This window comes from Mitsuokella jalaludinii DSM 13811, from assembly GCF_000702905.1.
GTDB classification, from domain to species: Bacteria; Bacillota; Negativicutes; order Selenomonadales; family Selenomonadaceae; genus Mitsuokella; species Mitsuokella jalaludinii.
The window spans coordinates 46,766-73,159 of sequence record NZ_JNKR01000006.1 but is presented as its reverse complement, the minus strand read 5'-3'; the positions used below and the strand labels follow the sequence as shown (position 1 = coordinate 73,159).

At 59.1% G+C, this 26,394-nt stretch carries 26 protein-coding genes; 14 read left to right on the top strand and 12 right to left on the bottom strand.

Features of this window, described 5'->3' with window-relative positions:
- Positions 1 to 105: 105 nt before the first annotated feature.
- From T518_RS05315 to deoC, 5 genes are all read right to left on the bottom strand, one after another.
- Positions 106 to 1,305, bottom strand: a complete 1,200-nt coding sequence (locus tag T518_RS05315; protein WP_036376339.1) for a NupC/NupG family nucleoside CNT transporter — start codon at positions 1,303 to 1,305, stop codon at positions 106 to 108.
- A gap of 85 nt (positions 1,306 to 1,390) precedes the next feature.
- Positions 1,391 to 1,777, bottom strand: coding sequence for a cytidine deaminase (locus T518_RS05310; protein ID WP_036376337.1), 387 nt, complete (start codon positions 1,775 to 1,777; stop codon positions 1,391 to 1,393).
- A 20-nt stretch (positions 1,778 to 1,797) separates the two neighbouring features.
- The gene (locus T518_RS05305; protein WP_036376335.1) at positions 1,798 to 3,120 is read right to left on the bottom strand and encodes a pyrimidine-nucleoside phosphorylase; all 1,323 of its coding nucleotides are present in this window, start codon (positions 3,118 to 3,120) and stop codon (positions 1,798 to 1,800) included.
- A gap of 69 nt (positions 3,121 to 3,189) precedes the next feature.
- Positions 3,190 to 4,368: a phosphopentomutase gene (locus tag T518_RS05300; protein ID WP_036376401.1), complete on the bottom strand. Its 1,179-nt coding sequence runs from the start codon at positions 4,366 to 4,368 to the stop codon at positions 3,190 to 3,192.
- 58 nt (positions 4,369 to 4,426) lie between these two features.
- Positions 4,427 to 5,083, bottom strand: coding sequence for a deoxyribose-phosphate aldolase (gene deoC / locus T518_RS05295; RefSeq protein WP_036376333.1), 657 nt, complete (start codon positions 5,081 to 5,083; stop codon positions 4,427 to 4,429).
- Between the two features lie 281 nt (positions 5,084 to 5,364).
- On the opposite strand from deoC, the gene T518_RS11370 reads away from it, so the two are divergent.
- From T518_RS11370 to T518_RS05280, 3 genes are all read left to right on the top strand, one after another.
- The gene (locus T518_RS11370) at positions 5,365 to 7,260 is read left to right on the top strand and encodes an EAL domain-containing protein (protein WP_051652202.1); all 1,896 of its coding nucleotides are present in this window, start codon (positions 5,365 to 5,367) and stop codon (positions 7,258 to 7,260) included.
- Between the two features lie 159 nt (positions 7,261 to 7,419).
- The gene (locus T518_RS05285) at positions 7,420 to 7,788 is read left to right on the top strand and encodes a nucleotidyl cyclase domain-containing protein (RefSeq protein WP_036376330.1); all 369 of its coding nucleotides are present in this window, start codon (positions 7,420 to 7,422) and stop codon (positions 7,786 to 7,788) included.
- Complete coding sequence (locus T518_RS05280) at positions 7,715 to 9,193, top strand: GGDEF domain-containing protein (protein WP_155948073.1); 1,479 nt, start codon at positions 7,715 to 7,717, stop codon at positions 9,191 to 9,193. The genes T518_RS05285 and T518_RS05280 overlap by 74 nt, the downstream gene beginning before the upstream one ends.
- 76 nt (positions 9,194 to 9,269) lie before the next feature.
- Here T518_RS05280 and treC read toward each other — a convergent pair whose 3' ends face one another.
- Both treC and T518_RS05270 read right to left on the bottom strand, forming a co-directional pair.
- Entirely contained in the window at positions 9,270 to 10,889 is a 1,620-nt protein-coding gene (treC, locus tag T518_RS05275) for an alpha,alpha-phosphotrehalase (RefSeq protein ID WP_036376314.1), read from the bottom strand.
- Between the two features lie 78 nt (positions 10,890 to 10,967).
- Positions 10,968 to 11,504, bottom strand: a complete 537-nt coding sequence (locus T518_RS05270) for a GNAT family N-acetyltransferase (protein ID WP_036376312.1) — start codon at positions 11,502 to 11,504, stop codon at positions 10,968 to 10,970.
- Between the two features lie 194 nt (positions 11,505 to 11,698).
- Here T518_RS05270 and T518_RS05265 point away from each other — a divergent pair, with 194 nt between their 5' ends.
- From T518_RS05265 to nrdG, 3 genes are all read left to right on the top strand, one after another.
- Complete coding sequence (locus tag T518_RS05265; RefSeq protein WP_051652205.1) at positions 11,699 to 12,724, top strand: mechanosensitive ion channel family protein; 1,026 nt, start codon at positions 11,699 to 11,701, stop codon at positions 12,722 to 12,724.
- Between the two features lie 393 nt (positions 12,725 to 13,117).
- Entirely contained in the window at positions 13,118 to 13,402 is a 285-nt protein-coding gene (gene nrdD / locus T518_RS05260) for an anaerobic ribonucleoside-triphosphate reductase (RefSeq protein ID WP_036376309.1), read from the top strand.
- Positions 13,403 to 13,486: 84 nt separating this feature from the next.
- A complete protein-coding gene (nrdG, locus tag T518_RS05255; RefSeq protein WP_036376306.1) occupies positions 13,487 to 13,999 on the top strand; it encodes an anaerobic ribonucleoside-triphosphate reductase activating protein in 513 nt (170 codons plus the stop codon).
- Positions 14,000 to 14,139: 140 nt separating this feature from the next.
- On the opposite strand, the gene T518_RS11365 is transcribed toward nrdG, so the two are convergent.
- Genes T518_RS11365 through T518_RS05240 form a run of 3 tightly spaced genes read right to left on the bottom strand, consistent with a single transcriptional unit; the run spans position 14,140 to position 15,425 of the window.
- Positions 14,140 to 14,490 (bottom strand): hypothetical protein, encoded by a 351-nt coding sequence (locus tag T518_RS11365; protein ID WP_051652201.1) that lies wholly within the window; start codon positions 14,488 to 14,490, stop codon positions 14,140 to 14,142.
- 44 nt (positions 14,491 to 14,534) lie between these two features.
- Positions 14,535 to 14,951 (bottom strand): universal stress protein, encoded by a 417-nt coding sequence (locus tag T518_RS05245; RefSeq protein ID WP_005840368.1) that lies wholly within the window; start codon positions 14,949 to 14,951, stop codon positions 14,535 to 14,537.
- 27 nt (positions 14,952 to 14,978) lie between these two features.
- Positions 14,979 to 15,425, bottom strand: a complete 447-nt coding sequence (locus T518_RS05240) for a universal stress protein (protein ID WP_036376298.1) — start codon at positions 15,423 to 15,425, stop codon at positions 14,979 to 14,981.
- A 209-nt stretch (positions 15,426 to 15,634) separates the two neighbouring features.
- On the opposite strand from T518_RS05240, the gene ilvA reads away from it, so the two are divergent.
- The 7 genes from ilvA to T518_RS05205 all read left to right on the top strand — a co-directional run bounded on the left by ilvA (position 15,635) and on the right by T518_RS05205 (position 23,493).
- Positions 15,635 to 16,888, top strand: a complete 1,254-nt coding sequence (gene ilvA / locus T518_RS05235; protein ID WP_036376295.1) for a threonine ammonia-lyase — start codon at positions 15,635 to 15,637, stop codon at positions 16,886 to 16,888.
- 203 nt (positions 16,889 to 17,091) lie between these two features.
- Positions 17,092 to 18,624, top strand: a complete 1,533-nt coding sequence (locus T518_RS05230) for an L-lactate permease (RefSeq protein WP_036376293.1) — start codon at positions 17,092 to 17,094, stop codon at positions 18,622 to 18,624.
- A 109-nt stretch (positions 18,625 to 18,733) separates the two neighbouring features.
- Entirely contained in the window at positions 18,734 to 19,648 is a 915-nt protein-coding gene (murQ, locus tag T518_RS05225) for an N-acetylmuramic acid 6-phosphate etherase (RefSeq protein ID WP_036376290.1), read from the top strand.
- Positions 19,645 to 21,111, top strand: a complete 1,467-nt coding sequence (locus tag T518_RS05220; RefSeq protein WP_036376287.1) for a PTS transporter subunit EIIC — start codon at positions 19,645 to 19,647, stop codon at positions 21,109 to 21,111. Before murQ ends, T518_RS05220 begins: the two co-directional genes overlap by 4 nt.
- 53 nt (positions 21,112 to 21,164) lie before the next feature.
- Entirely contained in the window at positions 21,165 to 22,262 is a 1,098-nt protein-coding gene (locus T518_RS05215) for a DUF871 domain-containing protein (RefSeq protein ID WP_036376392.1), read from the top strand.
- 34 nt (positions 22,263 to 22,296) lie between these two features.
- Positions 22,297 to 22,677 (top strand): ArsR/SmtB family transcription factor, encoded by a 381-nt coding sequence (locus T518_RS05210; RefSeq protein ID WP_172674675.1) that lies wholly within the window; start codon positions 22,297 to 22,299, stop codon positions 22,675 to 22,677.
- A 48-nt stretch (positions 22,678 to 22,725) separates the two neighbouring features.
- Positions 22,726 to 23,493 carry a C40 family peptidase gene (locus T518_RS05205; RefSeq protein WP_036376284.1) on the top strand — a complete coding sequence of 256 codons (768 nt, stop codon included), beginning with the start codon at positions 22,726 to 22,728 and terminating at the stop codon, positions 23,491 to 23,493.
- A 58-nt stretch (positions 23,494 to 23,551) separates the two neighbouring features.
- On the opposite strand, the gene pdxT is transcribed toward T518_RS05205, so the two are convergent.
- A complete protein-coding gene (pdxT, locus tag T518_RS05200) occupies positions 23,552 to 24,118 on the bottom strand; it encodes a pyridoxal 5'-phosphate synthase glutaminase subunit PdxT (protein WP_036376282.1) in 567 nt (188 codons plus the stop codon).
- A gap of 1 nt (position 24,119) precedes the next feature.
- On the bottom strand, positions 24,120 to 25,004 hold the full coding sequence (pdxS, locus tag T518_RS05195; RefSeq protein WP_036376279.1) for a pyridoxal 5'-phosphate synthase lyase subunit PdxS: 885 nt from the start codon (positions 25,002 to 25,004) through the stop codon (positions 24,120 to 24,122).
- A gap of 237 nt (positions 25,005 to 25,241) precedes the next feature.
- Between pdxS and T518_RS05190 the strand changes: the two genes are divergently transcribed.
- A complete protein-coding gene (locus T518_RS05190; RefSeq protein ID WP_036376275.1) occupies positions 25,242 to 26,120 on the top strand; it encodes an aldose 1-epimerase family protein in 879 nt (292 codons plus the stop codon).
- Positions 26,121 to 26,394: the final 274 nt, after the last annotated feature.

The window sequence follows — 26,394 nt, the reverse complement described above, 5'->3', positions numbered from 1 at the left end:
CCTGCAACGATATATATCTTACCATCTCGAACTTATCCTGTCAACACCCTTTTTTATTTTTTCACAGAAAAATCTCCGCAGAACAATCTGCGGAGATTCTTTGTATTACCAGATGAAGAGGCCAGCGAGGCCGGCGGACAGCAAGGAGACGAGGATACCCGAGAGCAGCATGTAGCCGACGTTGCGGGAGATCAGGTCGTTCTTGTTGTCGTCAACGAGGCCCTTAAAGCAGCCGATGATCATGCCGAGCGTCGAGAAGTTGGCAAACGACGTGATGAATACGGTCAGCACGCCCTGCATGTGGCGGCTGTAGGTGCTCAGGAGATCCTGTACGCTGAGCATGACGACAAACTCATTCGTGACGAGCTTCGTGCCCATGTACTGGGCCATCGCGAAGGCTTCCGTCGAATCGAGGCCGAGCAGCCAGGCAAACGGGAACATGATGCAGCCGAGGATGTTCTCGAGCGTGATGGCCGGATGGATCAGCACGAGCAGCATATCGATGAGCTTCGCGAGTGCGACAAACGCGATGACATTCGCGCAGATAATCAGCACCAGCTTGCCGGCGCCGAGGATGGAGTTTCCGAGGAACGAGAAGAACGGCTCGCGCTCCTTGCCGCCGTCATCGAGACGGGCGACGGTATCCTCTTCCTCCGTGATCTTGACCGGATGCAGCAAGTTCGTGACGATCAGCGCATTGATGACGTTCAAGGGCACTGCCGTCAGGATGAACTCGGCCGGCATCATCTTCGTGTAGACGCCGATCAGGGCGGCCGTGACGCAGCTCATGGACATCATGGCGAGCGTCAGGCAGCGGTCTGCCTTCATGCGCTTGAGCTGGAGGCTCGAGACAGCCAGGGCCTCCGTGTTGCCGAGGAACATCATCTCGATGGCGAAGAAGGACTCAAACTTCGGTTCGTGCGTGAGGAAGGCCAGTGCCTTGCCGATCCACTTGATGACAAATGGCAGCAGGCCGATGTACGTCAGGATATCGAAGAGCGGCACGACGAGGAGGATCGGCAACAGGGCCGAGGTGAAGAAGTTCATCTGCGGCACGTGAACCCAGTCCGGGAAGGCAAAGGCAATGCCCTCGTAGGCGACGCTGACGAGCCAGGTGAAGCCTGCGGCTGCGCCCTGGACGATGTCGCGGCCAATCGGGAAGGAGGTCAGGAACCAGGCGATGAAGACGTTGAGCGCGAGCAGCGAGCCGACGCCGCGCCAGTGGATGTCCTTGCGCTTCTTTGAGAGAAGCACGCCGACGGCTAGGAAGACCAGCACGCCGATGAGATTGATGACGAAATACATAAAGTCTCTCCTATTCTTTTGCTGAAATGAGATCGTCGCGGCCACCGACCAAAAAGAGACACGTGACCGACTTTTCCATTATATATCAGAGGTCATTATCCGTAAAGGCAAACGGGAGGATTTCCGCGAGTGTCGCCACCTGCACGGCTCCCTTGAGGTTTGCCATGATGATGCGCGGGATCTTGAATTCGCTGATGGCCTGGCGGCACATGCCGCACGGTGAGCACGGGCCCGGCGTGTCGGCGACGATCGCGATGGCCGCGAACTCCCGGTATCCCTCGGAGACGGCCTTGAAGATGGCCGTACGCTCCGCGCAGTTCGTGACGGGATAGCTGGCGTTCTCGATGTTGCAGCCGCCGAAGACCTTGCCGTCTTTCGTCAGCACGGCTGCACCGACCTTGAAGTGCGAGTAGGCCGCATAGGCGCGCTCGCGATAGGCTTTCGCCACTTCGATGAGTTCCTGATCCGTCATTTCTCTTCCCTCTTTCCGTATCAATACTTCTCGACTTTGTCTTTCTCGACGCGCGCATAGACGAGCGGCTCTTTTGCGGGCTGGACGTCGCCGATGGCGATGGCATCGCGGTACATCTTCTCGGCGTCAGCAAGAGCCGACTCCTTCGAGGTGTAGAGTGTGACGAGCGTGTCGCCTTCCTTGACTTCGTCGCCGTACTTCTTGTGCAGGATGAGGCCTGCCGAGAAGTCGATATCGCTCTCCTTCGTCTCGCGGCCAGCGCCGAGCACGACGGACGTCTCGCCGATCTCCTCGGCGTTCATCTTCGTAATGAAGCCCGAACGCTCAGCCTTGATCTCGGCGCGGTACGGTGCCTGCTGGAACTTCGTGTAATCGCGCAGGACGCTGTCGTCGCCGCCCTGGGCGCGGACCATCGTGCAGAACGTCTCGAAGGCACTGCCGTCAGCAATCGACTGCTCAGCCATCGCGCGGCATTCCTCCGGCGTGCCCTTGCCGACGAGATAGAGCATGTTGGCGGCGAGCTGCAGCGATACCTCGCGCAGGTCAGCTGGGCCCTTGCCCTTGAGAACGTCCATCGACTCCATGACCTCGATGCTGTTGCCGATGCCGTAGCCGAGCGGCGTGTCCATGTCGGTGATCAGGGCGACCGTGCGGCGGCCGGCGAGCTCGCCGATGGCGACCATCGTCTGCGCGAGCTTGATGGAGTCATCGAGCGTCTTCATGAAGGCACCGCTGCCCGTCTTGACATCGAGCAGGATGCAGTCGGAGCCGGCGGCGAGCTTCTTGCTCATGATCGACGAGGCAATCAGCGGGATGCAGTCGACTGTCGCCGTGACATCGCGCAGCGCGTAGAGCTTCTTGTCGGCCGGCGCGAGGTTGCCCGACTGTCCGATGACGCTGACGCCGCACTTGTTGACCGTGTCGAAGAACTTCTCGCGCGAGAGCGCCGTCTGGTAGCCCGGGATCGACTCGAGCTTGTCGACTGTGCCGCCCGTGTGGCCGAGGCCGCGGCCGCTCATCTTGGCGACCTTACCGCCGCAGGCCGCGACAATCGGCGCGCAGATCAGCGTCGTCTTGTCGCCGACACCGCCCGTCGAGTGCTTGTCGACCTTCTTGCCCGCGATGGCCGAGAGGTCAATCATGTCGCCAGACTTGGCCATGACCTTCGTGAGCTCCGTGATCTCGTGATCCGTCATGCCCTGGAACCAGATGGCCATGAGCATTGCCGACATCTGGTAGTCGGGGATATCCCCTTTGACATACCCGTCGATCATATAGGTGATTTCAGCGTCCGTCAGGACTTCTCCGTGCTTCTTCTTCGTGATCAGATCGTACATGCGCATAATAATATTCCCCTTATTCGATATATTTTGATTTATTCCCCTCTACACCTCCCCGAAGGGAGGTGTGTATCATCCGATGATGCGCGGCAGCAGGCTCTCGCCCTTCGTGTAGAGGTCTGCACCGAACATGTCCGAGATCGTCGCACCGATCATCGCAAACGTCGGATACGTGCCGAGATTGAGTCCCGCCTTGACGTGCTTGCCGTACATCAGGAGCGGCACGTACTCGCGCGTGTGATCCGTGCCCGGAGCGCCCGGATCGCAGCCGTGATCCGCCGTGATCATGAGGATGTCGTCGTCCTTCATCTTCGCCATGAATTCGCCGAGCTGGCGGTCAAAGACGGTCGCTGCCTTCGCGTAGCCGTCGATATTGCGGCGATGACCGTACTGCATGTCGAAGTCGACGAGGTTGACAAACGCGAGCCCCGTGAAATCCTCATCCATGAGCTTCAGTGTCTTCTCCATGCCGTCCTCGTTGTTCTTGTTGATGCCGAGCGTGCGGCTGATGCTGCGGCCCGCGAAGATATCGGAGATCTTGCCGACGCCGATCGTCGCGAGTCCCTTGCGCGCGAGCGCATCCATCATCGTGTCCCCCGTCGGGTCGAGCGAGAAGTCATGGCGGCGCGGCGTGCGCGTGTAATTCGGATATTCGCCGACGTACGGGCGCGCGATGATGCGGCCGACGCCGTGCTCACCCTGCATGATCTTGCGCGCCATGCGGCAGTAGTCGTAGAGCTGCTCGACCGGCACGTCATCCTCGTGCGCCGCAATCTGCAGCACGCTGTCAGCCGATGTGTAGACAATGAGCGCTCCCGTCTCCTTCTGCTCGCGGCCGTAATCGTGGATGACCTGCGTGCCCGAATACGGCTTGTTGCAGATGATCTTGCGGCCGAATGCCTTCTCAAGCTCAGCGATGACTTCCGGCGGGAAGCCGTCCGGATACGTCGGCATCGGACGCTCCGAGACGATACCCGCAATCTCCCAGTGGCCCGTCGTCGTATCCTTGCCGCGCGAGAGCTCGCGCAGGCGGGCAAAGGCGCCGATTGGCTGGGCCTCCGGCGTGCCGCAGCCGACACCGTCGATATTGAAGAGGCCGATTTTTTTCATGTTCGGCGTATCATACTCCTTCGATGAGGAGATGGAGCGCAGCGTATTGCAGTCGCCGTCGCCGAATTCCTTTGCGTCTGGCTCCGCGCCGATGCCGAAGCTGTCGAGAACAATGATGAATGCGCGCTTGAATGCCTGCATGTCTGTCATTCCTTTCTATGTCAATCCGATAAGCTAGATGACCCTGCAATCGATCCGATCAGAGCTCGTCCTTGAGGACGCTGACTGCCGCACTGGCACCGAGGCGCGTGCAGCCCGCTTCGAGGAACGCTTCCATCTCCTCGCGCGTGTGGATGCCGCCCGCAGCCTTCATCTGCACCTTCGGGCCGATGTGTTTCTTGAAGCATTCGATATCCTCCGAGAGCTTTGCTCCTGCCGAGCCGAAGCCCGTCGACGTCTTGATGAAGTCCGCACCGCCGTCCGTCACGCAGTGGCAGGCTGCGACAATCTCGTCTTCCGTCAGGAAGCACGTCTCGACGATGACCTTTAAAACGCGCGCACCGCAGAGCTTCTTGAGTGCGCGGATCTCGTCCGTCACATAGTCCGTCTCGCCCGCCTTGAGCATGCCGATGTTGATGACCATGTCGATCTCCTGCGCGCCGTCCGCGAGCGCCTGTGCCGTCTCTGCGATCTTGGCTGCCGTATTGCAGTTGCCGTTTGGGAAGCCGACGACCGTCGCGACCTTCAGCGCGTCCCCATATTCAGCCACGATGCGCGGCACATAAGACGACGGTACCATGACTGTCGCCGTGTGGTACTTCACCGCCTCATCGCAGGTGCGCTGGATATCGGCCCAGGTCGCCGTCCGCTTCAGGAGCGTGTGGTCTACATGTGCCAGGATCTCTTCTGCTTTCATGATAAATCCTCCTAATCATCAGGTCAATGCATAAACTCTGACGTTCTGTTCACTCTGTTTACAATCATCAGATTTCTTCTGTCAAGCTATCGCTTGTTCTTGTTTCTATTGTAATCAATACCAAACGAAATAGAAAGGACATCTGTCTTAAAAGATGGCCCTGCCTAAAAAATCTCGTCCTAAAAAGATAGAGCAAATTGTTCTCCCCCCCGAAAAATGATATAATGGTATAAAATAATAGCTAGAACGTGATACCTATATCGGGGAAGGGGTACACAACATTGGACAACACCATACTCGACTACATTGTGAGTCATTTCAAAGAGGCTCTGCGCAGCGGCTGCATCACCGTCTGCTACAAGCCTGTCTTACGTGCCTTAACGGGCAAGATCTGCGCCTTTGAGGCGCTGGCACGCTGGCACGATCCAGAATACGGGGACATCGCCCCGCACGACTTCATACCCGTGCTCGAAGCACACGACAAGGTCCACCTGCTCGACTACTTCGTCACCAAGGTGACCATGCAGAATCTCCACACGCGCCGACGACAGAAACTGCCGATTGTGCCGGTCATACTCAACTTGTCGCGCCGCGACTTTCTCGTGTCGGACCCTGTCCGGGTTCTCAATCACCTGACCGAGAAGTACCAGGTGCCGCACGCTTATCTGCAGATCGAGATCACAGAGACGGCCTTTGTCGAGGATGAGGCCATCATCGCGCAGGCCATATCACGTCTGCGTCAAGAAGGCTACAGCGTCACGCTCGACAACTTCGGCGAGGGCCATTCCTCGCTTGCCGCGCTGCAGCGCAGCGCCATCGATGAGATCAGTCTCGATGGCATCTTCTTCGATAATTTTACAGAGGCGACGCGGCAGCTACTGACATCCATCCTGCTCATGGCCAAGACACTCGGTATCCACACGGCCGCCGAAGGCGTCCGGACAGAAGAACAGGCGGACTTCCTGCGCCGCATCGGCTGCGAAAAGATGCAGGGGCCGATCTGCCGCACGATGGCGCGCCCTCTAGAAGAGGGTGCGCTTTCGACGCCGTACCGCTTCGAAACGCGGCTCGAGCAGCAAATCTTCCACCGGGCAGGCCTGACAAACCTTGTGACCGAGACGCCCACCGCCTTATTCTCAGACGACGGGAACCATCTGCATATCCTCACCGCCAACGCAAACTACCAGAATATGCTGCGCCTCAGCCATTTTGACAGCCTGCAGGATGCAAACAAGCTCCTGCTCGAATTGCCACAAGTCATCCATGTGAGACTGCGCGCGCTGGCCGATGCGACCATCCGCAGCCACCAGATGGAGACAGAGCTTTTCATCAGCAACGGCCGCTACTTCTATCTCAAACTGCACAACATCGCCGGCACGAACGGCTTCTACATCCACCGCGCGGAGCTGCAATTCCTGCAACAGGGACAGGAATCCTCCACGGACGAAGAGTACGACCACATCGTGCGCCACCTCATGCGGTTCTACCACGACATCTACCTCATCGACAATCAGCAGAACCGCATCGAGATCATCACAGCGAGTATCTCATCAAAGAGAGCGGGCAGCCATCTGCAGGGCATCATGACCGCGTTCATGCGATTTGCCAGACTGCACATCCACCAGGATGACCAAAGGCGCTTCCTGCAGTACATCCACGACCTTGCACAAGGGAATCAGATACCTCTTGCCTCGACAAAGTTTGACCTCTTCCGCGTCAAGGTGCCAAATGGCAGCTTCCATTGGACCAATTTCAGCCTCACGTCATTCCAGTATAACGATCATCCCTGCCAGCTGCTCTGCCTGCGCGACTTTGTCTTCGAGGAACTGACAGACCGCGACAGGCTCATCAACACGGTCATGGCCTCCTACGGTTTCACGACCTTGCCGGAGGACCCGGAACGCCAGATCACGGATGCCGCCCTCTGGCGGACGTTGACGCAGTTCTCGAGCCGCAAGCTCTTCTGGAAGGACAGAGATGGCCACTTTTGCGGCGCAAGCCCGGCTTTCCTGCGCTACTACGGCATCCAGAACATCAATGAGCTCATCGGCAAGTCCGACCGCGACCTCGGCTGGCACCTCTCCGACACTTACATGGACCAGGGCGAAATGACCGTCCTGCAGAAGGGCGAGCCCATCCACAACGGCCACGGCCGCTGCATCGCACGCGGCCGCTAGCACGCCATCTCGTTCTCAAAATATCCCATCTATCAGGGAACCGAGATTGTCGGACTCCTCGGCGAATTCCGCGATGTCGAGGAAGAGCGCAGCTACCACCAGCTGCAGCGCAAGCTCTACCTCATCGATGAGGAGACCGACCTCTACAACTATCGCGGCATGATTCTCGCGAGCGTCGAATTCGCCGACAATCTGCGCCAAAACAAGGTCGGCTATGTCGGCGCCATGTTCGTCGTGCCGGAGTTTGCCTCATTTGCCAAGCTCTACGGCGATTCCATTCGGCACGCAGCGATGAAGCGCATTTGCGCCATCATCAAAAAGACCATGCCAGCAACCACGGTCATCGCTCATACGGGCAGCGGTGTCTTCGTGCTGTTCCTCAAGGGGCAAACCGTCGGCACCATGCGCACCTTCATCGAGCAGATCCAGGCGGAGCTCACCACCATCACAGAGATTGAGGGGCTTCACCTGTCACTTCTCGGTGCGCTACGCCCTCGAGTCCGGCTCCGAAGCCCGCAGTTCCGATGAATTCCTCCAGATCCTCTCCTCGCGCTGTTTCGACTACATGCCGTCGTTCGGCGTCACGGGCATGATCCACGATCAGATTCCCTTTGACCTCGAGAAATTCGACCACACCAACCGTCTCATCTACATCGCAGACCCGGAGACGTACGACCTCCTCTACGCCAACCCCGCCCAGCTCCTGCACAGCCAACAGCCGCCCGACTGCCAGTACGCCGGACAGAAATGCTACCGGCTGATTGCGGGCTTATCCGCGCCGTGCAGCACCTGCCCGAAGGACAAGCTGCGCCGTGACCGCTTCCATTTCCGCCAATTCCACTCCATGAGCACCAGCAAGGACTACCTCATCTGGAACACGCTGATCTCCTGGGAGAATCGCAGCTGTATCTTCTCCGACAGCCTTGATGTCGAGCACATGCTTGCCATCTACGCAAATGGCAGACTGACAACGAGAGATGACATCTCCATCAATGACATCACGAGCCTCGCCATACAGGAAGAAGACCCGAATGTCGGCATCCTGCGCATGATGGAAAAGCTCGGGCGCACGCTCAAGGCCACGCATGTCGTCCTGATGGAAGAGGAGTCCGACGGCTTCCATCTGAGCTGTACGTACGAATGGCATCCAGATGACGCCACACCGCTGCGCCAGCGCCTGCAGCACATCACTATTCTCGAGAACAAAGCGTTCTACAACGCATTCCACAGCAGTCCCGTCCTGCTCGTCGACAATGCCGCAGCCTATCAGAAGCGCCACCCCGAGATCCAGGCCATCCACCAGACGGAGTGGCAGCGCTACGCCATCGGCCAGCTCACGATTGAGCACCGCTCGCTCGGCTACATCGCCATCATCAATCCGGCCAAAGACCGCTTCACGGCCATCGCCAAGCCGCTGCACACCGTCCTGCGCGTCACCTCCATCATGATGCGCAACCGCGACAACATCAAGAAACTGCACGCGATCAGCACGATCGACCAGCTCACGGGCGTCGGCAATCGCCGCGCCCTGACGGACTTCATCGCCAATCGCCTGCATCCGGGAAGCATGTACGCCATCTTCTTCATCGATGTCAACGGCCTCAAGAAGATGAACGACACCTTCGGCCACGCGCGCGGCGACCTCCTGATCCAGACGATTGCCTACGTCCTTGCAGACATCGCCCAAAAAGACCATGTCTTCCGGCTCGGCGGCGACGAATTTCTCGCGCTCATGCCCTGCCGCAGCGATGAAGAGGCCATCATCATCATCGGCCGCATCGAGCAGAGCATGCGCATACACCACTGCAGCGCCGCCATCGGCTACGTCCTCTGCCTCGCCCCCTTCAGCGACCTCGACGCCATCATCCACGAAGCAGATGAGAAGATGTACCGGGACAAGAAAAAGAAGCATATGTGCCGCGAAGACGAATGATCCGCCTATGTTGCGGCAATAAAAAATCAGCTCCATGACCTGGAGCTGATTTTTTATTGCAGGATAATCATCGGGTTCATTCGACCCAGCGCAGGGCAACGACTTCATAGGGGCGCAGACGAGCGGCGATGCCCGGATAATTGCCGATGAGCTTCTCGCCAGCTGCGTGCAGCTCCGGCATCGCGATGTCCGATGCGCGGAAGTTGCAGAGGACAAGCAGATGCTCGCCTTCAAGCTCGCGCTCATAGGCGAGGATATCGTCGTTCTCCCGCTCGAGGAAGCGGATGGATCCCTCCGCGATGATGCGGTGCTCCTTGCGCAGCGCGATGAGCCTGCGGTAGAAGGCGAGGATGGAATCATCATCCTCGCGCTCTGCCTCGACATTGATGGCGGTGTGGTTGCGATTGACGCCAAGCCATGGCGTGCCTGTGGTGAAGCCGGCCGACTCGCCTGCCGTCCACTGCATCGGCGTGCGGCCGTTGTCGCGCGAGCGCGCCCCGATAATCTTCATCGTCTCATCCTCCGAACGGCCAGAGGCGCGCAGGATGTCGTGGTAATTAATGCTCTCGACGTCGCGGTAGTCAGAGATATCCGTGAAGTCGGCATTCGTCATGCCGATCTCCTCGCCCTGGTAGATGTAGGGCGTGCCGCGCATGAGGTGGATGGCGGCTGCAAGCATCTTGGCCGACTCCTTCCAGTAGCGGCCCGCATCGCCGAGGCGCGAGACGATGCGCGGCTGGTCGTGGTTGCACCAGAAGACGGCGTTCCAGCCGCCGCCTCGTGCCATCCCCTCCTGCCACGAGGCGAAAATCTCCTTGAGCGCGTGGATGTCGGGCGCCATCAGCGACCACTTGTCTCCATCCTTGTAGTCGACCTTTAGGTGGTGGAAGGAAAACGTCATCGAGAGCTCGTGCTCATGGGGGTTCGTGTAGCGAATGCAGTTCGCGATCGTCGTCGAACTCATCTCTCCGACCGTCACCATGCCCTCGATGCCGCTGTCGTGCACGAGCTCCTTGAGGTATTCGTGCACATGCGGGCCATCCGTGTAGAAACGGCGGCCGTCTCCCTCTTTGTCATCAATGAATTCGCCCTTCGAGATGAGATTGACGACATCGAAGCGGAAGCCCTTGACGCCTTTCGCTTTCCAGAAGCGCAGGATGTCCTTGAGCTCCTCACGCACCGCTGGGTTCTCCCAGTTGAGATCAGCCTGCGTGACATCGAAGAGGTGCAGGTACCACTTGCCGAGATGTGGCACATACTCCCAGGCCGAGCCGCCGAACTTCGACTGCCAGTTCGTCGGCGGCGCATCGGGCGTGCCGTCGCGGAAGATGTAGTAGTCCATGTACTTCGTATCGCCCTGCAGTGCCTTCTGGAACCACTCGTGCGCCGTCGAGGTGTGGTTGAACACCATGTCGAACATCAGGCCGATGCCGCGTGCCTCAGCCTCCGCAATCAGCGCCTCGAGGTCCGCCATCGTGCCAAAGCGCGGGTCGACCCTGCGGTAGTCGACGACATCGTAGCCATTGTCGCGCTGCGGCGACGGGAAGAACGGCGTGATCCACAAATAGTCGACCCCAAGGCCCGCGAGATAGTCCATACGGCTCCTGATGCCATTGATATCCCCCCAGCCGTCGCCATTCGAATCCTGGAACGACTTCGGGTAGATTTGATAGACGACCTTATTTTCAAAACGCATCGCATTTTCTCCTGAATACAGCAGACTGGGAAACCCTGATGAGTTTCCCAGTCTGCTGCCGTTTCGTCTCTCCCATTATCAGAGCTCGAGGCCCTTTGCCTTGCGCTCCTGGTATTCACGGTCGAGGATGCCGAGGATCACGAGGTTCTCGTAGACGCCGTTCGTCAGGATCGTCTCGCGGATCAGGCCCTCGCGCTGCAAGCCCTCCGACTCGTAGAGGTGCAGCGCGCGCGCATTGTAGTCCTTGCAGTCGAGCCAGGCGCGGTGGAACTTGAGGTCATCGAAGCCCCATGCCTTGAGGAGCTTCATCGCCTCGTGGCCGTAGCCCATGCCCTTCTTTGCGATGATGACATGCGTCCACTCGAGCTCCTTGGCAGGCGTCGTCAGCCCGTTGATGAGCAGGTAACCGACCGGCTCCTTCGTCTCGATCTCCTCGACGATGACGTCCATCGACGCCTTGCCCTCCTCGATGATCTTCGTGTGGACATCGCGGTCGAACGGCACGATGAACTTGAGGTTCTCCGGGTCGTATTCGAGCTTCAGGATGAAGTCGAGGTCATCCATTGTCGCCTTGCGGATCTGCAGGCGCTTGCCTTTGTGCAGGATTTCTGCCATGAAAAACACTCCTTTTTATACAAGTGACGCATCACTGCATCTCGTGATTTTATACTTTTCTTTTCCCACAGCTATAGTATAATAGAAATACTTTGTACTGCAAGGCCATTTGTCAAATCCGATGTGCCTTTATTCTAAAGGAGGTTATTTTCTTGTCTTATGATTGGCTGTCCTGGATTGACTGGACACACCTGATGGAGATGCTCTTCATCCCGATCTGCATCCTCGCAGCATCGCTGACGGTCGGCATCATGCTCAACAAGCTCATCAACCGCCGCATCGAGAATCACCTGAACATCGACGAGAACTCGTGGTTCTACATCTTCATCAACGCGCTGCGCGGCGTTCCCGTCTCGCTCTGCCTCGTCGTCGGCCTTTACTGGATCGTCAACACGATCAACATCATCGAGCCGCTGACACGCCTCTTCTCCTACATCCTCTTCACCGTCATCATCCTCTCGATCACGCGCGTCGCAGCCCGCACGATCAACGGCTTCATCTCGCTGCACATCGAGAGCTCCCAGCAGAAGCTGCCGAAGACGACGCTGCTCAACACGATCCTCAACGTCGTCATCTACGCGATGGGCGTGCTCGTCGTGCTCCAGTACTACGGCATCTCGATTGCCCCGATCCTCACCGCCATGGGTGTCGGTGGTATGGCCGTCGCCCTCGCGCTGCAGGAGACGCTCGCGAATATCTTCTCGGGCCTGCACCTGATTCTCTCGAAGCAGCTGCGCCTCGACGACTACATCAAGCTCAGCACAGGTGAAGAAGGCCGCGTCACGGACATCACCTGGCGCTTTACGACAATCGTGCCGGCCGGCGGCGGCAACATGATCGTCATCCCGAATCAGAAGATTGCCTCGTCGAACATCACGAACTACAGCATGCCGCGCAAGGACATCGTCATCAGCATCCCCGTCGGCGTCGCCTACGACAGTGACCTCGACAAAGTCGAGCGCGTGACGCTCGATGTCGCCAAGGAAGTCATGGCTCAGATCGACAAGGATGTCAAGATGGAGCCTGCCGTCCGCTTCCACACCTTCGGCGAGTCGAGCATTGACTTCAATGTCGTGCTGCACTCAAGCTACTTCGAGCATCAGTTCCTGCTCAAGCATGAATTCATCAAGGCCCTGACACGCCGCTACCGCGAGGAAGGCATCGAGATTCCGTATCCGACGCGCACGGTCCTGCAGCCGGAGGAACCCGCCACAAGATAAAGGGGCTGTGGATAAGTCAGCCCCAACATATTGTTCCCGTTTATCCACAGAAAGCCTGGGATTTATCCATCGCTTTCTGTGGATAAGTTTATTATGGAGAATCTTTATTCATTCGCTTTTTCTATCTTCACGATACCCGCCTTGAATCAGGCGACTGCATGCCTTCCCAGGATTTTGTCAAGATGAATATATATTTACTAGAAGCATGAAAAATCACTTTTTCTTGTGGATAAGTAGAATTGTCAGAAAACTATATGTAGTGGGTGTCTTGACGCGTCAGCAATACATATTGTATAATTGACGCAAGTCCTCGAGACGAAGCACGATTCTCGGGATGGTTAAACATACAGATTGCAAGATGGATTCAATACAGAGAAGGATTGGTGACCCCAGATGGTAGTAAACGGCATTGATGTCACGGTAAATGGACTCAACGATATCTCCGAGCAGGAGATCGTCAATTATATCGACTATGTTCAGGCTCAGACGAAGGAAAAGGTCAACAGCCTGAAGCTCTCCGCCACGAAGGACGGTCAGGTCGACATCCGCTACGAGCTCCAGCCGCAGAAATTCGAGCGCATCCGCCGCATCACGGGCTACCTCGTCGGCACCATCGACCGCTGGAATGACGCCAAGCGCGCCGAAGAGCACGACCGCGTCAAGCACGGCCTGCATTGATTGATGCAAGGAGAAGCCGCTGCCACTCCCCCCGGCAGCGGCTTTTCTATTGGGATGACCACAATAAGGAAAGGACGATTGACCATGTCACTAGATGATACGCTGCACGTCGCTGGCCTCGTCGAAGACTCGATTGTCGACGGCGACGGCTTCCGCTTCACGATCTTCGTGCAGGGTTGCAAGCGCCGCTGCCCGAACTGCCAGAACCCGGAGACGCAGCCGCTCGAGGGCGGCCACGAGGAAACGCTCGCGGAGCTCCTGCAGAAGATACGCCTGAACCCGCTGCTGACGGGCGTGACGTTCAGCGGCGGCGAGCCCTTCCTGCAGTGCGCACCGCTCGCCGAACTCGCCAGAGAGATCCACGCGGCAGGCCTCGACATCTGGAGCTACTCGGGCTACACGCTCGAAGAACTCCAGGCGCGCCACGACAAGGCGACAGATGATCTGCTCGCGGAAGTCGACGTACTCGTCGACGGTGCGTACGTCGAGGAACTGCGCGACCTCACCCTCCATTTCCGCGGCTCCTCCAACCAGCGCGTCATCGACATGAACGCCACGCGCCAGCAGGGAAAGATCGTACTGCTATACGAAGATTGATTTCTCGAATTCGCAGAAGCGCGGCGTCATCTGGGGGGTATCCAACGTTCCGCGCAGCAGGCTGAAGCTCCACTTATGGATACCCCCAGATGACTTCACTCCCATCAGTTCAGCAAGAACTCTCATCCCGCTACTGCCAGTCATACAGTCAGCACAATACAAAATGCCAGGCATCGAAGATACATCTTCCAGATACCTGGCATTTTCTCTATCAACTTGTTTCCCACGAAAGCAGGGGAAGGACTGCCCATAAGCGGAGCTTTGACCAGCTGCGTCAAGAACCTGTTTTTTGCCGACCAGACTCCTTGCCAAAGAGCGTCGTTCAAGCGCAGCGCGTTCAGCTCTTTGGTAAGGATTGATTCCAAGGCAAAAAACAGGTTCAGCAGCTGGTCATGCGCAGCGTTGGGCAGTCCTTCCCCGTCCTTTAAGAAAAAAGTCGGCCATAGATGTCCATGGCGCAGCTTCAGCTTGCTGTGCGGAGCAATGGACATCTATGGCCGACGGCTCATTTCCACAAAAGGACACGAATGAAACCTTACTTCACGACCAGTACCGGGCACTTCGACTGCTCTACGATGTACTGGCTGACACTGCCGAGCAGCACGCCCTTGACGACACCGAGGCCGCGGCTGCCCATGACGATGAGGTCCATGTCATTGCTCGTCGCGAAGTCGAGGATGACGACGGCTGGCGAGCCCGTCTCCGAGAACGCTTCCTTCTCGATGCCCGACGGCACCATCTCCATCGCGCGGTCGAGCACGACGTTGCCGGCCTTCGTCACGGCCTCGAGGATGGCGTCTGACAGGCAGGCATTGATTGCGAGCTGGTTGATGTTCGCGACGTAGAGGAAGTTGAGCTTCGCTTCACAAGCCTCTGCAATGGAAATCGCTTCCGTTACAGCACGGTCCGAACCTTCCGAACCATCGACCGGTACCAGGATATTCTTCATCATAGTATTACCCCCTTAGCATGATATCCATTATGGATGAGGATTCTCTTTGACCACGGTTACTGGGCACTTCGCCTCATAGAGGACCTGCGTGCTGACGCTCCCGAGCAGCGCTGCATGAAGTGCATCGAGTCGGCGGCTGCCGACGACGATCAGGTCACTTCGCCGCTCTTCGGCAAAGTCGAGGATCGTCTGCGCCGGACTGCCGGTGCGGTGATGCGCTTCATAGAGGACTGCCTCCGGGATAAGCCGCTTCGCCCCTTCGAGGATCTTCTCGGCTTCGGGCCCGATGGGACCTGCCACGCATTCCGGCAGCCACGATACTTCATCCGCATCCGTACTGCTATCAAAATACGATACATGCAGGATGTCGACAGAAGCACCTGTCGCATCTGCAAGAATGGCGGCAAAACGCACGGCTTGGTCGGAAGCACCAGATCCGTCAACCGGAACCAGGATACGAGCCAACCTTTCCATACAATGAATCCCTCCCGTAGCATTTCTCTTTCATGGTGTATAATTCGCGAACACATGGGCAAATTCCTCTAAATTCTCCAAAAACTTCTCGTACTTTTTCAAGAAATCTCTGCTCGGCCCATCTGTAAAGTTGTAATTGACTTTTGCACGTCCGAGGTGATAAACTGGATAAAATACGAGAAGTATCGCATAAAAAGGAGGACGCAACTATGCCTGAAGAGAAGAAATCGTCGAAACGTTCGAATGCCGAAATCGTGGAGAGCACGACGATTGCCGACGTCTACCGCGCAGCCAAGCAGCTCGAGGGAGTAGCTAGGAAGACGAGGCTCATCCACAGTGACTATTTCTCCGAGCTCTGCCACAACGATGTCTATCTCAAGCCGGAGAACCTTCAGCATACGGGTGCCTTCAAGCTCCGCGGTGCCTACAACAAGATCAGCCAGCTCACACCGGAGGAGCGCGTGCGCGGCGTCATCACGGCCTCGGCCGGCAACCACGCGCAGGGCGTAGCGTACGCAGCGCGGAAGCTCGGCGTCAAGGCCGTCATCTGCATGCCGGCGACGACGCCGATCCTCAAGGTCGAGGGCACGCGCGCGCTCGGCGCGGAAGTCGTGCTGCACGGCGACGGCTTTGACGACGCCTATGCGCACAGCCTCGAGCTCCAGAAGAAGCACGGTTATGTCTACATCCACCCGTTCAACGACCTGCAGGTGCTCCTCGGCCAGGGCACGACGGCGCTCGAGATCATCGATGCACTCAAGGATGTCGACGCCATCCTCTGCCCGATTGGCGGCGGCGGCTTCGCCTCGGGCGTCGCGCTCGCGACGAAGCTCGTCAACCCGAACGTCAAGGTCATCGGCGTCGAGCCGGAGAATGCGGCCTGCATGAAGGCGGCGCTCGCGGCTGACAAAGTCGTGACGCTCGACTCGGCTGACACGGTCGCCGACGGCTGCGCCGTCAAGACAGCCGGCACGCTGACATTTGAGTTCTGCAAGAAGTACCTTGACGACATCATCACCGTCTCGGAGATCGACATCATGAACGCCCTGCTCTCACTCATCGAGAAGCACAAGCTCGTCGCAGAGGGCGCCGGCGTCCTCTCGCTCGCCGCACTCGCAAAGCTGCCGTTCCACGACAAGAAGGTCGTCTCGATCATCTCGGGCGGCAACATCGACATCTCGACCATCTCGGCGCTCATCGACAAGGCTCTGATCGCGCGCGGCCGCGTCTTCTGCTTCGCCGTCCAGCTGCCGGACAAGCCGGGCCAGCTGCTCAACGTCTCGCGCATCCTCGCCGAAGAGAATGCCAACGTCATCAAGCTCGACCACGACCAGACAAAGGTCACCGACAGCTTCAAGAAGGTCGTATTGACCGTCACCGTCGAGACGCACAACGAGCAGCACATCCAGAAGATCATCCAGGCCCTCAACGCGAACGGCTACGAAATCCAGAAAATCTACTGAGTAAACGGGCAGGAAAAACCTCTCTTCGGAGAGGTTTTTTCCGCCCGTTTTCCTGTCTGAAGATTTTTATTCTTAGAAAGATAAAACCTTTATTTTCACCATTGACTTTCTGCGAAAGCTGTCTATATAATGAGGTATCCATTCATCTCTTTTTCAGATGGAACCCATCATTTTAAACGATAAGCATAGAAAGGAAGGACAAAATGTTTCTCATCGCGCTCTCCCCAATCCTATGGCTCATCATCGCGCTGAGTGTGCTCAAGATAGCGGCCTACAAGGCTTGCCCAATCGCACTCGTCATCGCCCTGACGGCCGGCATCTTCGTCAATGACATGACGATTCCCCACGCAGTCCAGGCGACGCTCGAAGGTGTCGCACTCGCCTGCTGGCCTATCCTGCTCGTCATCATCGCCGCTATCTTCACCTACAACCTGACCCTCCAGACGAAGGCGATGGACACGATCAAGAAGATGCTGACCTCCGTCAGCAATGACCGCCGCGTGCTGATCCTGCTGATTGGCTGGGGCTTTGGCGGCTTCCTCGAGGGCATGGCCGGCTTCGGCACGGCCGTCGCGATACCAGCCGGCATGCTCGCCGGCATCGGCGTCAACCCGGTGCTCGCGGCCATGGTCTGCCTGATCGCGAACTCAGTCCCGACTGCCTACGGCTCCATCGGCATCCCGATCGTCACGCTCGGCAATGTCACGGGCATCGACCCGATACAACTCGCGACCTACACGGCTCTACAGCTCATACCGCTCACCGTCCTCTGCCCGTTTCTCATGGTCATCGTCGCAAGTCACAGCCTCAAAGGCCTCAAGGGCATGGTGCTCATGTGCCTGGCGGCCGGCGTCGGCTTTTCTGCCACAGAGCTTGCCATCGCCATGTTCATGGGCCCGGAGCTCGCCGTCGTCGGCGGTTCCATCGTCGCGATGGCCGCCATCATCGCCTGTGCCAAGCTCTTCCCCGTCAATGACTCGGAACACGCCCTGCCACCGCATGACGACGAAGCGCCCATCACGGCAGGCACGGCCGTCCGCGCCTGGATGCCATTCATCCTCATCTTCATCTTCCTGCTCATGACGTCGAAGCTCATCCCGGCCATCCATGATCCATTGAACCTCATCAAGACCAGCGTGCTGATCTACGACGGCCCCGGCGGTGAACCGTACACCTTCACCTGGCTCGCAACGCCCGGTGTTCTCATCCTGCTCGCGGCCTTCATCGGTGGTACCATCCAGGGTGCCGGCTTCGGCAGCATGGTGGGCTGCCTGCGCCGCACGGCTTGGAACCTGCGCTTCACCATCATCACGATCATCACGGTCATCGCCACGGCTAAGGTCATGGGCTATGCGGGCATGACGCACGAGATTGCGGAGACGGCCGTCGCCGCGACGGGCACGATGTACCCGTTCATCGCCGCCTTCATCGGCTCCATCGGCACGTTCATCACGGGCTCCGCTACCTCGTCCTGCGTCCTCTTCGGCAAGCTGCAGACGGACTCGGCCATGGCCATCGGCGCGAGCGAGAGCGTCCAGGCCTGGATTGCCGCCTCGAATCCGCTGGGCGCCTGCGCCGGCAAGATGATCTCCCCGCAGAACATCGCGATTGCCGTCGCCGCCATCGGCACGGTCGGCTGCGAGGGCAAGCTCCTGTACTTCGCCGTCAAGATCTACATCCCGTTTGTCATCATCATGGGATGCATCGTCTACTTCGGTCAGTCCCTCGTCGGCTGAGCCGTCAAGCAAGAGAGCCTTCCCCTTCTCGGGGAGGGCTTTTTTCGTCTCTTGTGTTATACTATAGGTATTATGTTCTACAATAAAGATAGAGAGAAGGAGTTTTTCTTTGGATTTATCAAGACTCACGACGGAGCGCCGCAACCCGGCCTCCGCTCATATCGACAGCTGCACGACGCTCGAGATGGTCACGATCATGCAGCAGGAGGACAGCAAGATCGCCTCGGCCATTGAGAAGATCCTGCCGGAGATTGCCCGGGCCATTGATGCGACGAGCCAGCGCCTCGAAAATGGCGGCCGTCTCTTCTACCTCGGCGCGGGCACCTCGGGCCGTCTCGGCATCCTTGACGCCTCCGAATGCCCGCCGACGTACGGCACGGACCCCGAGCTCGTGCAGGGGCTCATCGCGGGCGGCATTCCCGCGATCTTCCGCGCGCAGGAAGGTGCCGAGGACAACCCGGGCCTCGCCGTCCACGACCTCAAAGAGCACGGCTTCTCCGCGAAAGACGTTCTCGTCGGCATCGCGGCGTCGGGCCGCACGCCCTACGTCATCGGAGGGCTGAAGTACGCAAGAGAGCTCGGCGCGCTGACGATTGCGCTCGCGTGCAGTGAGCACGCAGAGATCGCCGCGCTCGCCGACATCGCCCTGACGCCTGTCACGGGGCCCGAGGTCGTCACGGGCTCGACGCGCATGAAGGCGGGCACGGCACAGAAACTCGTGCTCAACATGCTCTCGACCGGCACGATGATCAAGCTCGGCAAGGTCTACGGCAACCTCATGGTCGACGTCAAGGCCAGCAACAAGAAACTCGAAGAGCGCGCCATCCGCATCGTCATGGAAGGCAGCGGCTGCGAGCGCACAGAGGCGGAGAAGGCCCTCAAGGGGGCCGACGGCCACGCCAAACTCGCCATCCTCATGGTCGTCGCAGACGTCTCCGCTAGCGAGGGCAAGGCATTGCTCGAGCGCACGAGCGGCCATCTAGCAGCCGCCATCCGCCTGGCCGCAGGAGGAGTTAAAGCATGAATTACACGGATATCGCCAAACAGCTATTCTCTCTTGTGGGCCCTGCCGACAACATCCTATCGGCCACGCACTGCATGACGCGGCTGCGCCTCGTGCTGCACGATAAGAGCCCCGAGCAGATTGAAGCACTCAAGACGGTCGAGGGCGTGCTCGGCGTCTACGACGCGGGCGAAGAGCTCCAGATTATCTTCGGCCCGGGGCGCGTCGACCGCGTGACTGAGGCCTTCCTGAAGGAACTCGAAGCGGCACGCGCTAGCGCTTCTCCAGCATCACCATCCTCTGCTGGCCGTCCGACTGCCGGCAAAGTCGGACTGTCGGACGGCGCACAGTCAGTCGGACCGTCCACTGCGACTGCTCTCTCGGAGTCATCAGACAGACCGGAGATTGGCGACGGCAAGGCGCTGCACGCGAAGATCCGCGCCAAGAACGCGACGCCCGTCAAGCTGCTCTTCAAGCGCATCGCGAGCATCTTCATCCCGCTCATACCGGCCTTCATCGCCTGCGGCCTCATCAGCGGCACCTTGAATGTCGTCAGCAAAGTTGAACCTGCATTTACCCAGACGGCCGTCTACCAGCTGCTCGCCATCGGCGGCAGCACCGTCTTCTGGGGCATGAACCTCTTCGTCGGCTACAACGCCGCCAAGGAGTTCGGCGGCACGCCGATACTCGGCGGCATCCTCGGTGCGCTGCTCGCCCATCCCGCACTCGCCTCGGTCGAACTCACGGACGGTCCGCTCGTGCCGGGGCGCGGCGGCGTCATCTCCGTGCTGCTCGTCGCTGCGCTCGCCGCCGCGCTCGAGAAGCAACTGCGCCGCATCATCCCCGAGATGTTCAGCCTCTTCCTCACGCCGCTCTTCACCTTCCTGATCTCAGGCACCGTTGCCATCTGCGTGCTGCAGCCTCTAGGCGGCTTCCTGTCCGACTGCATCGGCACGGCGGCCACGAGCGCCATCGGCTCTGGCGGCGCCGTCACGGGCTTCATCCTCGGCGGCACCTTCCTGCCGATGGTCATGCTCGGCATCCACCAGACGCTCACGCCGATCCACGCGGAGCTCCTCTCGCGCTACGGCGTCACGATCCTCCTGCCCGTGCTCGCCATGGCCGGCGCGGGACAGGTCGGCGCGAGCTTTGCCGTCTACTGCAAGACGAAGAACCACTTCCTCAAGAAGACGATTGCCTCGGCACTGCCCGTCGGCATCATGGGTGTCGGTGAGCCTTTGATCTACGGCGTCACACTGCCGCTCGGCAAGCCCTTCATCGGCGCCTGCATCGGTGGTGCCTGCGGCGGTGCCGTGCAGGCGCAGTTCATGGTCGGCGCCGCCACGCTCGGCATCTCCGGCCTGCCGCTCGCCGCAGCAACAGACCAGATCCCCGTCTACCTCTTAGGCCTCATCACAGCCTACATCGGCGGCTTCATCGCGACGTGGCTCATCGGCTTCGATGACCCGCCAGAGGAAAAATGACAACCTTCCCCTGTCAGACGCATATGCAAACAGAAAGGGAGTTTTACATGGATATGGATAATGGAATCTCGCTCTATCCCGGCCTCGACAACACGCCAGCGGAGAATCTGGCACTCTTGGAAAAGGCCGCGCATGATGGCATCCGGCGCATCTTCATCTCACTGCACATCCCTGAGACGGATGTCAGCGCACTCAAGCAGGAGATCGGCACGCTGCTGCAGGCGGCGCGCCGCCACGGCATGGAAGTCATCTCCGACGTCTCGCCGGCGACCTGCCAGCTGCTCGACCTGCCCGACTTCAACCCGACTTCATTCCGCATGCTCGGCATTACGACGCTGCGCCTCGACTACGGCTTCTCCGCCGAGGAGATCGCGCGCCTCACGCACCGCTTCCCCGAGATGCGCTTCCAACTCAACGCCTCGACGATCACGCGACGCATCCTCAAGGAGCTGCAGGATGCCGGCACGGACTTCTCGCGCATCGATGCCCTGCACAACTTCTACCCGCGCCGCGGCACGGGCCTCAGCGAGCAGAGCCTCGTCCACGCCAACATCCTGCTGCACCGCTACGGCATCCGCGTCGGCGCCTTCGTCGCGAGCCAGGGGCGCCGGCGCTCGCCGCTCAAGGACGGCCTGCCGACACTAGAAGAGCACCGCGACGAAGCGGCCGAGCTCTCCGCCCGCCACCTCGTCGCACTCGGCTGCGACTCCGTCTTCCTCGCCGACTCCCTGCCGACGGCTGAAGAGATCCAGGGCATCGGCCATCTCCAGGGCGACCAGGTCACGCTGCACGCGCGCTACATGACGAAGGATCCCGTCCAGCGCGAACTCCTCGCCCACACCTTCACCGCGCGCCTCGACGAAGCGCGCGATGCCATCCGCGCGCAGGAGAGCCGCCGGCTGCTGCGCGAGATGCATGCCAAGGTCCTGCCCGACAACGCGACGACGCACCCCATAGGCGCCATCACCATCGACAACGAAGGCTACGGCCGCTACATGGGCGAACTACAGATCATCCGCATGCCGCAACCAGCCGACCCGCGCACGAACGTCGCCGCCATGGTCGACGAGAGTGAGTGCAACCTGCTGCAGTACATCACACCGGGAAGAAAATTTTCGTTCCGGTTCGCCCCTGAAACTGATATAATATAACTATATACCCTATGCGAGAGGAAATACGAAACAAATGGACGATACCATCAAGAATGAAGACCGCTGCGCGCTCTGCGAGGTCAATCACCCGCATCCCGAGCGGATCCAATACGCACTGACCCACAAGCTCGACGACGAGACGAGCCTGCGCCTGTCGGAGCTCTTCAAGGTGCTCGGCGACAAGACGCGCATCAAACTGCTCTCCTTGCTCGTTGTCGAAGAGGAGATGTGCGTCTGCGACATCGCCGAAGCCCTGCAGATGGGCCAGTCGGCCATCTCGCACCAGCTGCGCGTCCTGCGCACGGCCAGGCTCGTCAAGTACCGCAAGGACGGCAAGGAGGCCTGGTATTCCCTCGCAGATGACCATGTCGTCAAGCTCATGTGCCAGGGACTCGACCACGTGCGCGAATCCTGACACATCATCCCCGTTGACCCTTGTTACCCTTGGAAAGGACTCGATCGTATGCACAGGAGTCATCTCATGAAAACCGGCCTGCTTGCCGGACTCTTTTCCGTGCTGTTCTCAGCCACCGTCTTTGCCGCCCCCGTCCTCAAGATCAATTCCTCCGGACGCGACGTCATGCTACTGCAGCAGAAGCTCCAGAACGTCGGCTACACGATCAAGGACATCGACGGCATCTTCGGCGAAGAGACGAAGCGCGTCGTCACGCAGTTCCAGAAGGACAACAACCTGCGCGCAACAGGCGTCGTCAACAACGCGACCTGGCGCGCTCTCAAAGATACAAAGTCCATCCACCACGGCTCAATCAAGGATAAGGAAGCCCTGCTCGAGCGCCTGAAGAGCACGGCGCCGAACTACGGCCCGACCGTGCCCAACAACAAGCCGATCCTCGAGCGCAGCAAGGTCAGCAGCATCATCTCGACAGCCAAGTCGTACATCGGCGTGCCCTACAGCTTCGGCGGCGCGACGCCAAAGGCCTTTGACTGCTCTGGCTACCTGCAGTATGTCTTCGGCAAGAACGGCATCAGCATCCCGCGTCTCGCCGACGACCAGTACCGCCTCGGCCTGCGCACGACGAGCAAGAGCCAGCTCGAGCCCGGCGACCTCGTCTTCTTCACCACCTACGAGCCCGGCCCCTCCCACTGCGGCATCTACCTCGGCAACGACCAGTTCATCCACGCCTCCTCCAGCCGCGGCGTCCGCATCGACAGCCTGTCCAACAGCTACTGGCAGCCGCGCTACATCGGCGGCAAGCACATCATCAAATAATCGTGCTCATAAAAATAGGAGATACCGGATTGGTATCTCCTATTCTTGTTCCATTTTCTCATATCATGCGCAGAAAGGCCTCGTGCAGCCGCGTGTCGGGGCCAACTTCGGGATGGAAGGCGAGCGCCAGTTGCTTCTTGTAGCGCACAGCCGTGATATGACCATCTGTCTCGGAGAGAACTTCGACACCCGGACCAGCCGCTTCGATGTACGGCGCGCGGATGAAGTTCTGGCGCATCATGCCGATATGGCGGACTTCGGCCTCGGTGATGAAGCTGCCGAGCTGGCGGCCGTAGGCGTTGCGGCGCACGGTGACAGGCAGCGTCTTGAAGCACGTGCGCTCATCGTTGCTCAGATGCTCTGCCAAGAGGATGAGGCCGGCGCATGTCGCGAGTACAGGCATGCCCTCCTCGATCCACGACTTGATGGGTGCGAGCATGCCGCTTTCCATGAGCAGCTTGCGCTGGACCGTGCTCTCGCCGCCCGGCAGCACGAGGGCGTCCGGCTTCTGTTCGAGATCCGCTGCGCTGCGCAATTCGCGGCACTCTGCGCCGATGGAACTGAGCATCGCTTCGTGCTCGGCAAAGGCCCCCTGCACGGCAAGCACACCAATTCTCTTTGCCATATCATTTTCCCCTCTCGGCCATCAGGATCTCGATCTCCTCTTCGTTGATGCCAACCATTGCCTCGCCGAGGTCTTCGGAGAGCTCCGCGATGATCTTCGGATCCTCGTAGTTCGTCACGGCCTGCACGATGGCGCGGGCGCGCTTCGCCGGATTGCCCGACTTGAAGATGCCAGAGCCGACGAAAACACCTTCGGCGCCGAGCTGCATCATCAGCGCGGCATCGGCAGGCGTCGCGACGCCGCCCGCGGCGAAATTGACGACCGGCAGGCGGCCATTGTCGTGGACATACCGAACGAGCGCGTACGGCACAGCGAGTGCCTTGGCCGCCTCAAAGAGCTCATCCTCGCGCTTTGCGATCAGCGTGGCAATCTGGGAGTTGATCTTGCGCATGTGGCGCACGGCCTGCACGACATCGCCCGTGCCCGGCTCGCCCTTCGTGCGGATCATCGAGGCGCCCTCCGCGATGCGGCGCAGCGCTTCACCGAGGTCGCGCGCACCGCAGACGAACGGCACACGGAACTTGCGCTTGTCGATGTGATAGACATCATCGGCCGGCGAGAGGACCTCGCTCTCGTCGATGTAGTCAATCTCGATGGCCTCGAGCACCTGCGCCTCGACGAAGTGGCCGATGCGGCACTTGGCCATGACCGGGATGGAAACGGCCTGCTGGATGCCTTTGATCATCTTCGGGTCGCTCATGCGCGAGACACCGCCCGCCGCGCGGATGTCAGCCGGGATGCGCTCGAGCGCCATGACGGCACACGCACCGGCCTCCTCCGCGATCTGCGCCTGCTCCGGCGTCGTGACGTCCATGATGACGCCGCCCTTGAGCATCTGGGCGAGCTGCTTGTTGAGTTCATAGCGATTGTCAAATTGTTCTGCCATATCGATTCCTCCATCTCTCTTGCTGTGCACCGGAATGATTACATTCCCCAGTATACGCCTTTCTGGGTCTATCAAAAGTCTCAATCCACTTTATTTTCACAAGGTCAAAAATACGGTCAGTCCACCTTCTAGGCAAAGCGACGGAAGAAATCTGGCCTTGCCTTGCAGGAATAGACTGACCCTAACGCGAATGAACAACAAAAGGTAATTTTCCAAAAAAAGAAATGAGGGAATCAAATGCTTTATACTATTGAGAACGACGAGCTCTGCGTGCAAGTGCGCGACCACGGCGCGGAATTGCGCTCCATCAAGGAACGCGAGGACGAGACGGAATACCTCTGGAACGGCGACCCGACCTGGTGGCGCTACAGCTCACCGGTGCTCTTCCCGATCGTCGGCAAGCTCAAGGACAACAAGTACCGTGTGGGCGGCAAGACGTACGAACTGCCGAGCCACGGCCTCGGCCGCATCTCCGATTTTCAGCTCGTCGAGAAAGAGGCGGACCGCATCGCCTTCTCGCTCTGCTGGACGGAGGAATCGCTCGCGCGCTATCCGTGGAAATTCGAGCTCCAGGTGGCCTACGAACTCCACGGGAAACAGGTCAAGATCATCTGGACGGTGCACAACCACGACGACCACGAGATGATCTACTCGATCGGCGCACACGACGCCTTCCGCTGCCCGATCGTGCACGGGGAAGCATTCTCCGACTATTACCTCGAGTTCAACCATGAAGAGGATGCGCCGAACATGCCTCTCAACAAGGAGGGCCAGTACCTTCGCGCGCATGGCACGAAACCGCTCAAGGGTACGCGCCTGCCGCTCTGCTATGAAGAATTCAAGGACGACGTCCTCGCCTACCACAATCTCAAGTCGGACAAGGTCACGCTGCGCTCGACAAAGAGCGATAAGTCGCTGTCTGTCATCGCCAAGGACTTCCCCTACTGGGGCTTCTGGACCCCGGGCCAGGGCGGCGCGCCATTCATCTGCATCGAGCCATGGCACGGCCACGCCGACTACGAGGACTTCGATGGCGACTTCGCCGACCGCGAGGGAAGTGAACGCCTCGCAGCAGGCGAAGAAGCGGTGTTCAGCTATACGATTGAGATTGGCTGACACAGTGAATCGGCAGCAGGGCAGCAGGGCCCTGCCACCCTGCCGCCATGTCACGATTGACCATTGAGGTCGCACAAATCCCACGAAAAAAACGCTGGCAAAAGCTGTCAGCGTTTTTATGTGCATGAAAACGGGCGTTGCACTAGCCAGAGGGACGGGACTGGCCAGAAGCGGAGCGTTGAGGCCCTGCGTGAAGAACCGATTTTTTGCCATCCCGCCCTTGCCAAAGAGCGTCGTCCAAGCAACGCGCGTTTAGCTCTTTGGCAAGGATTGA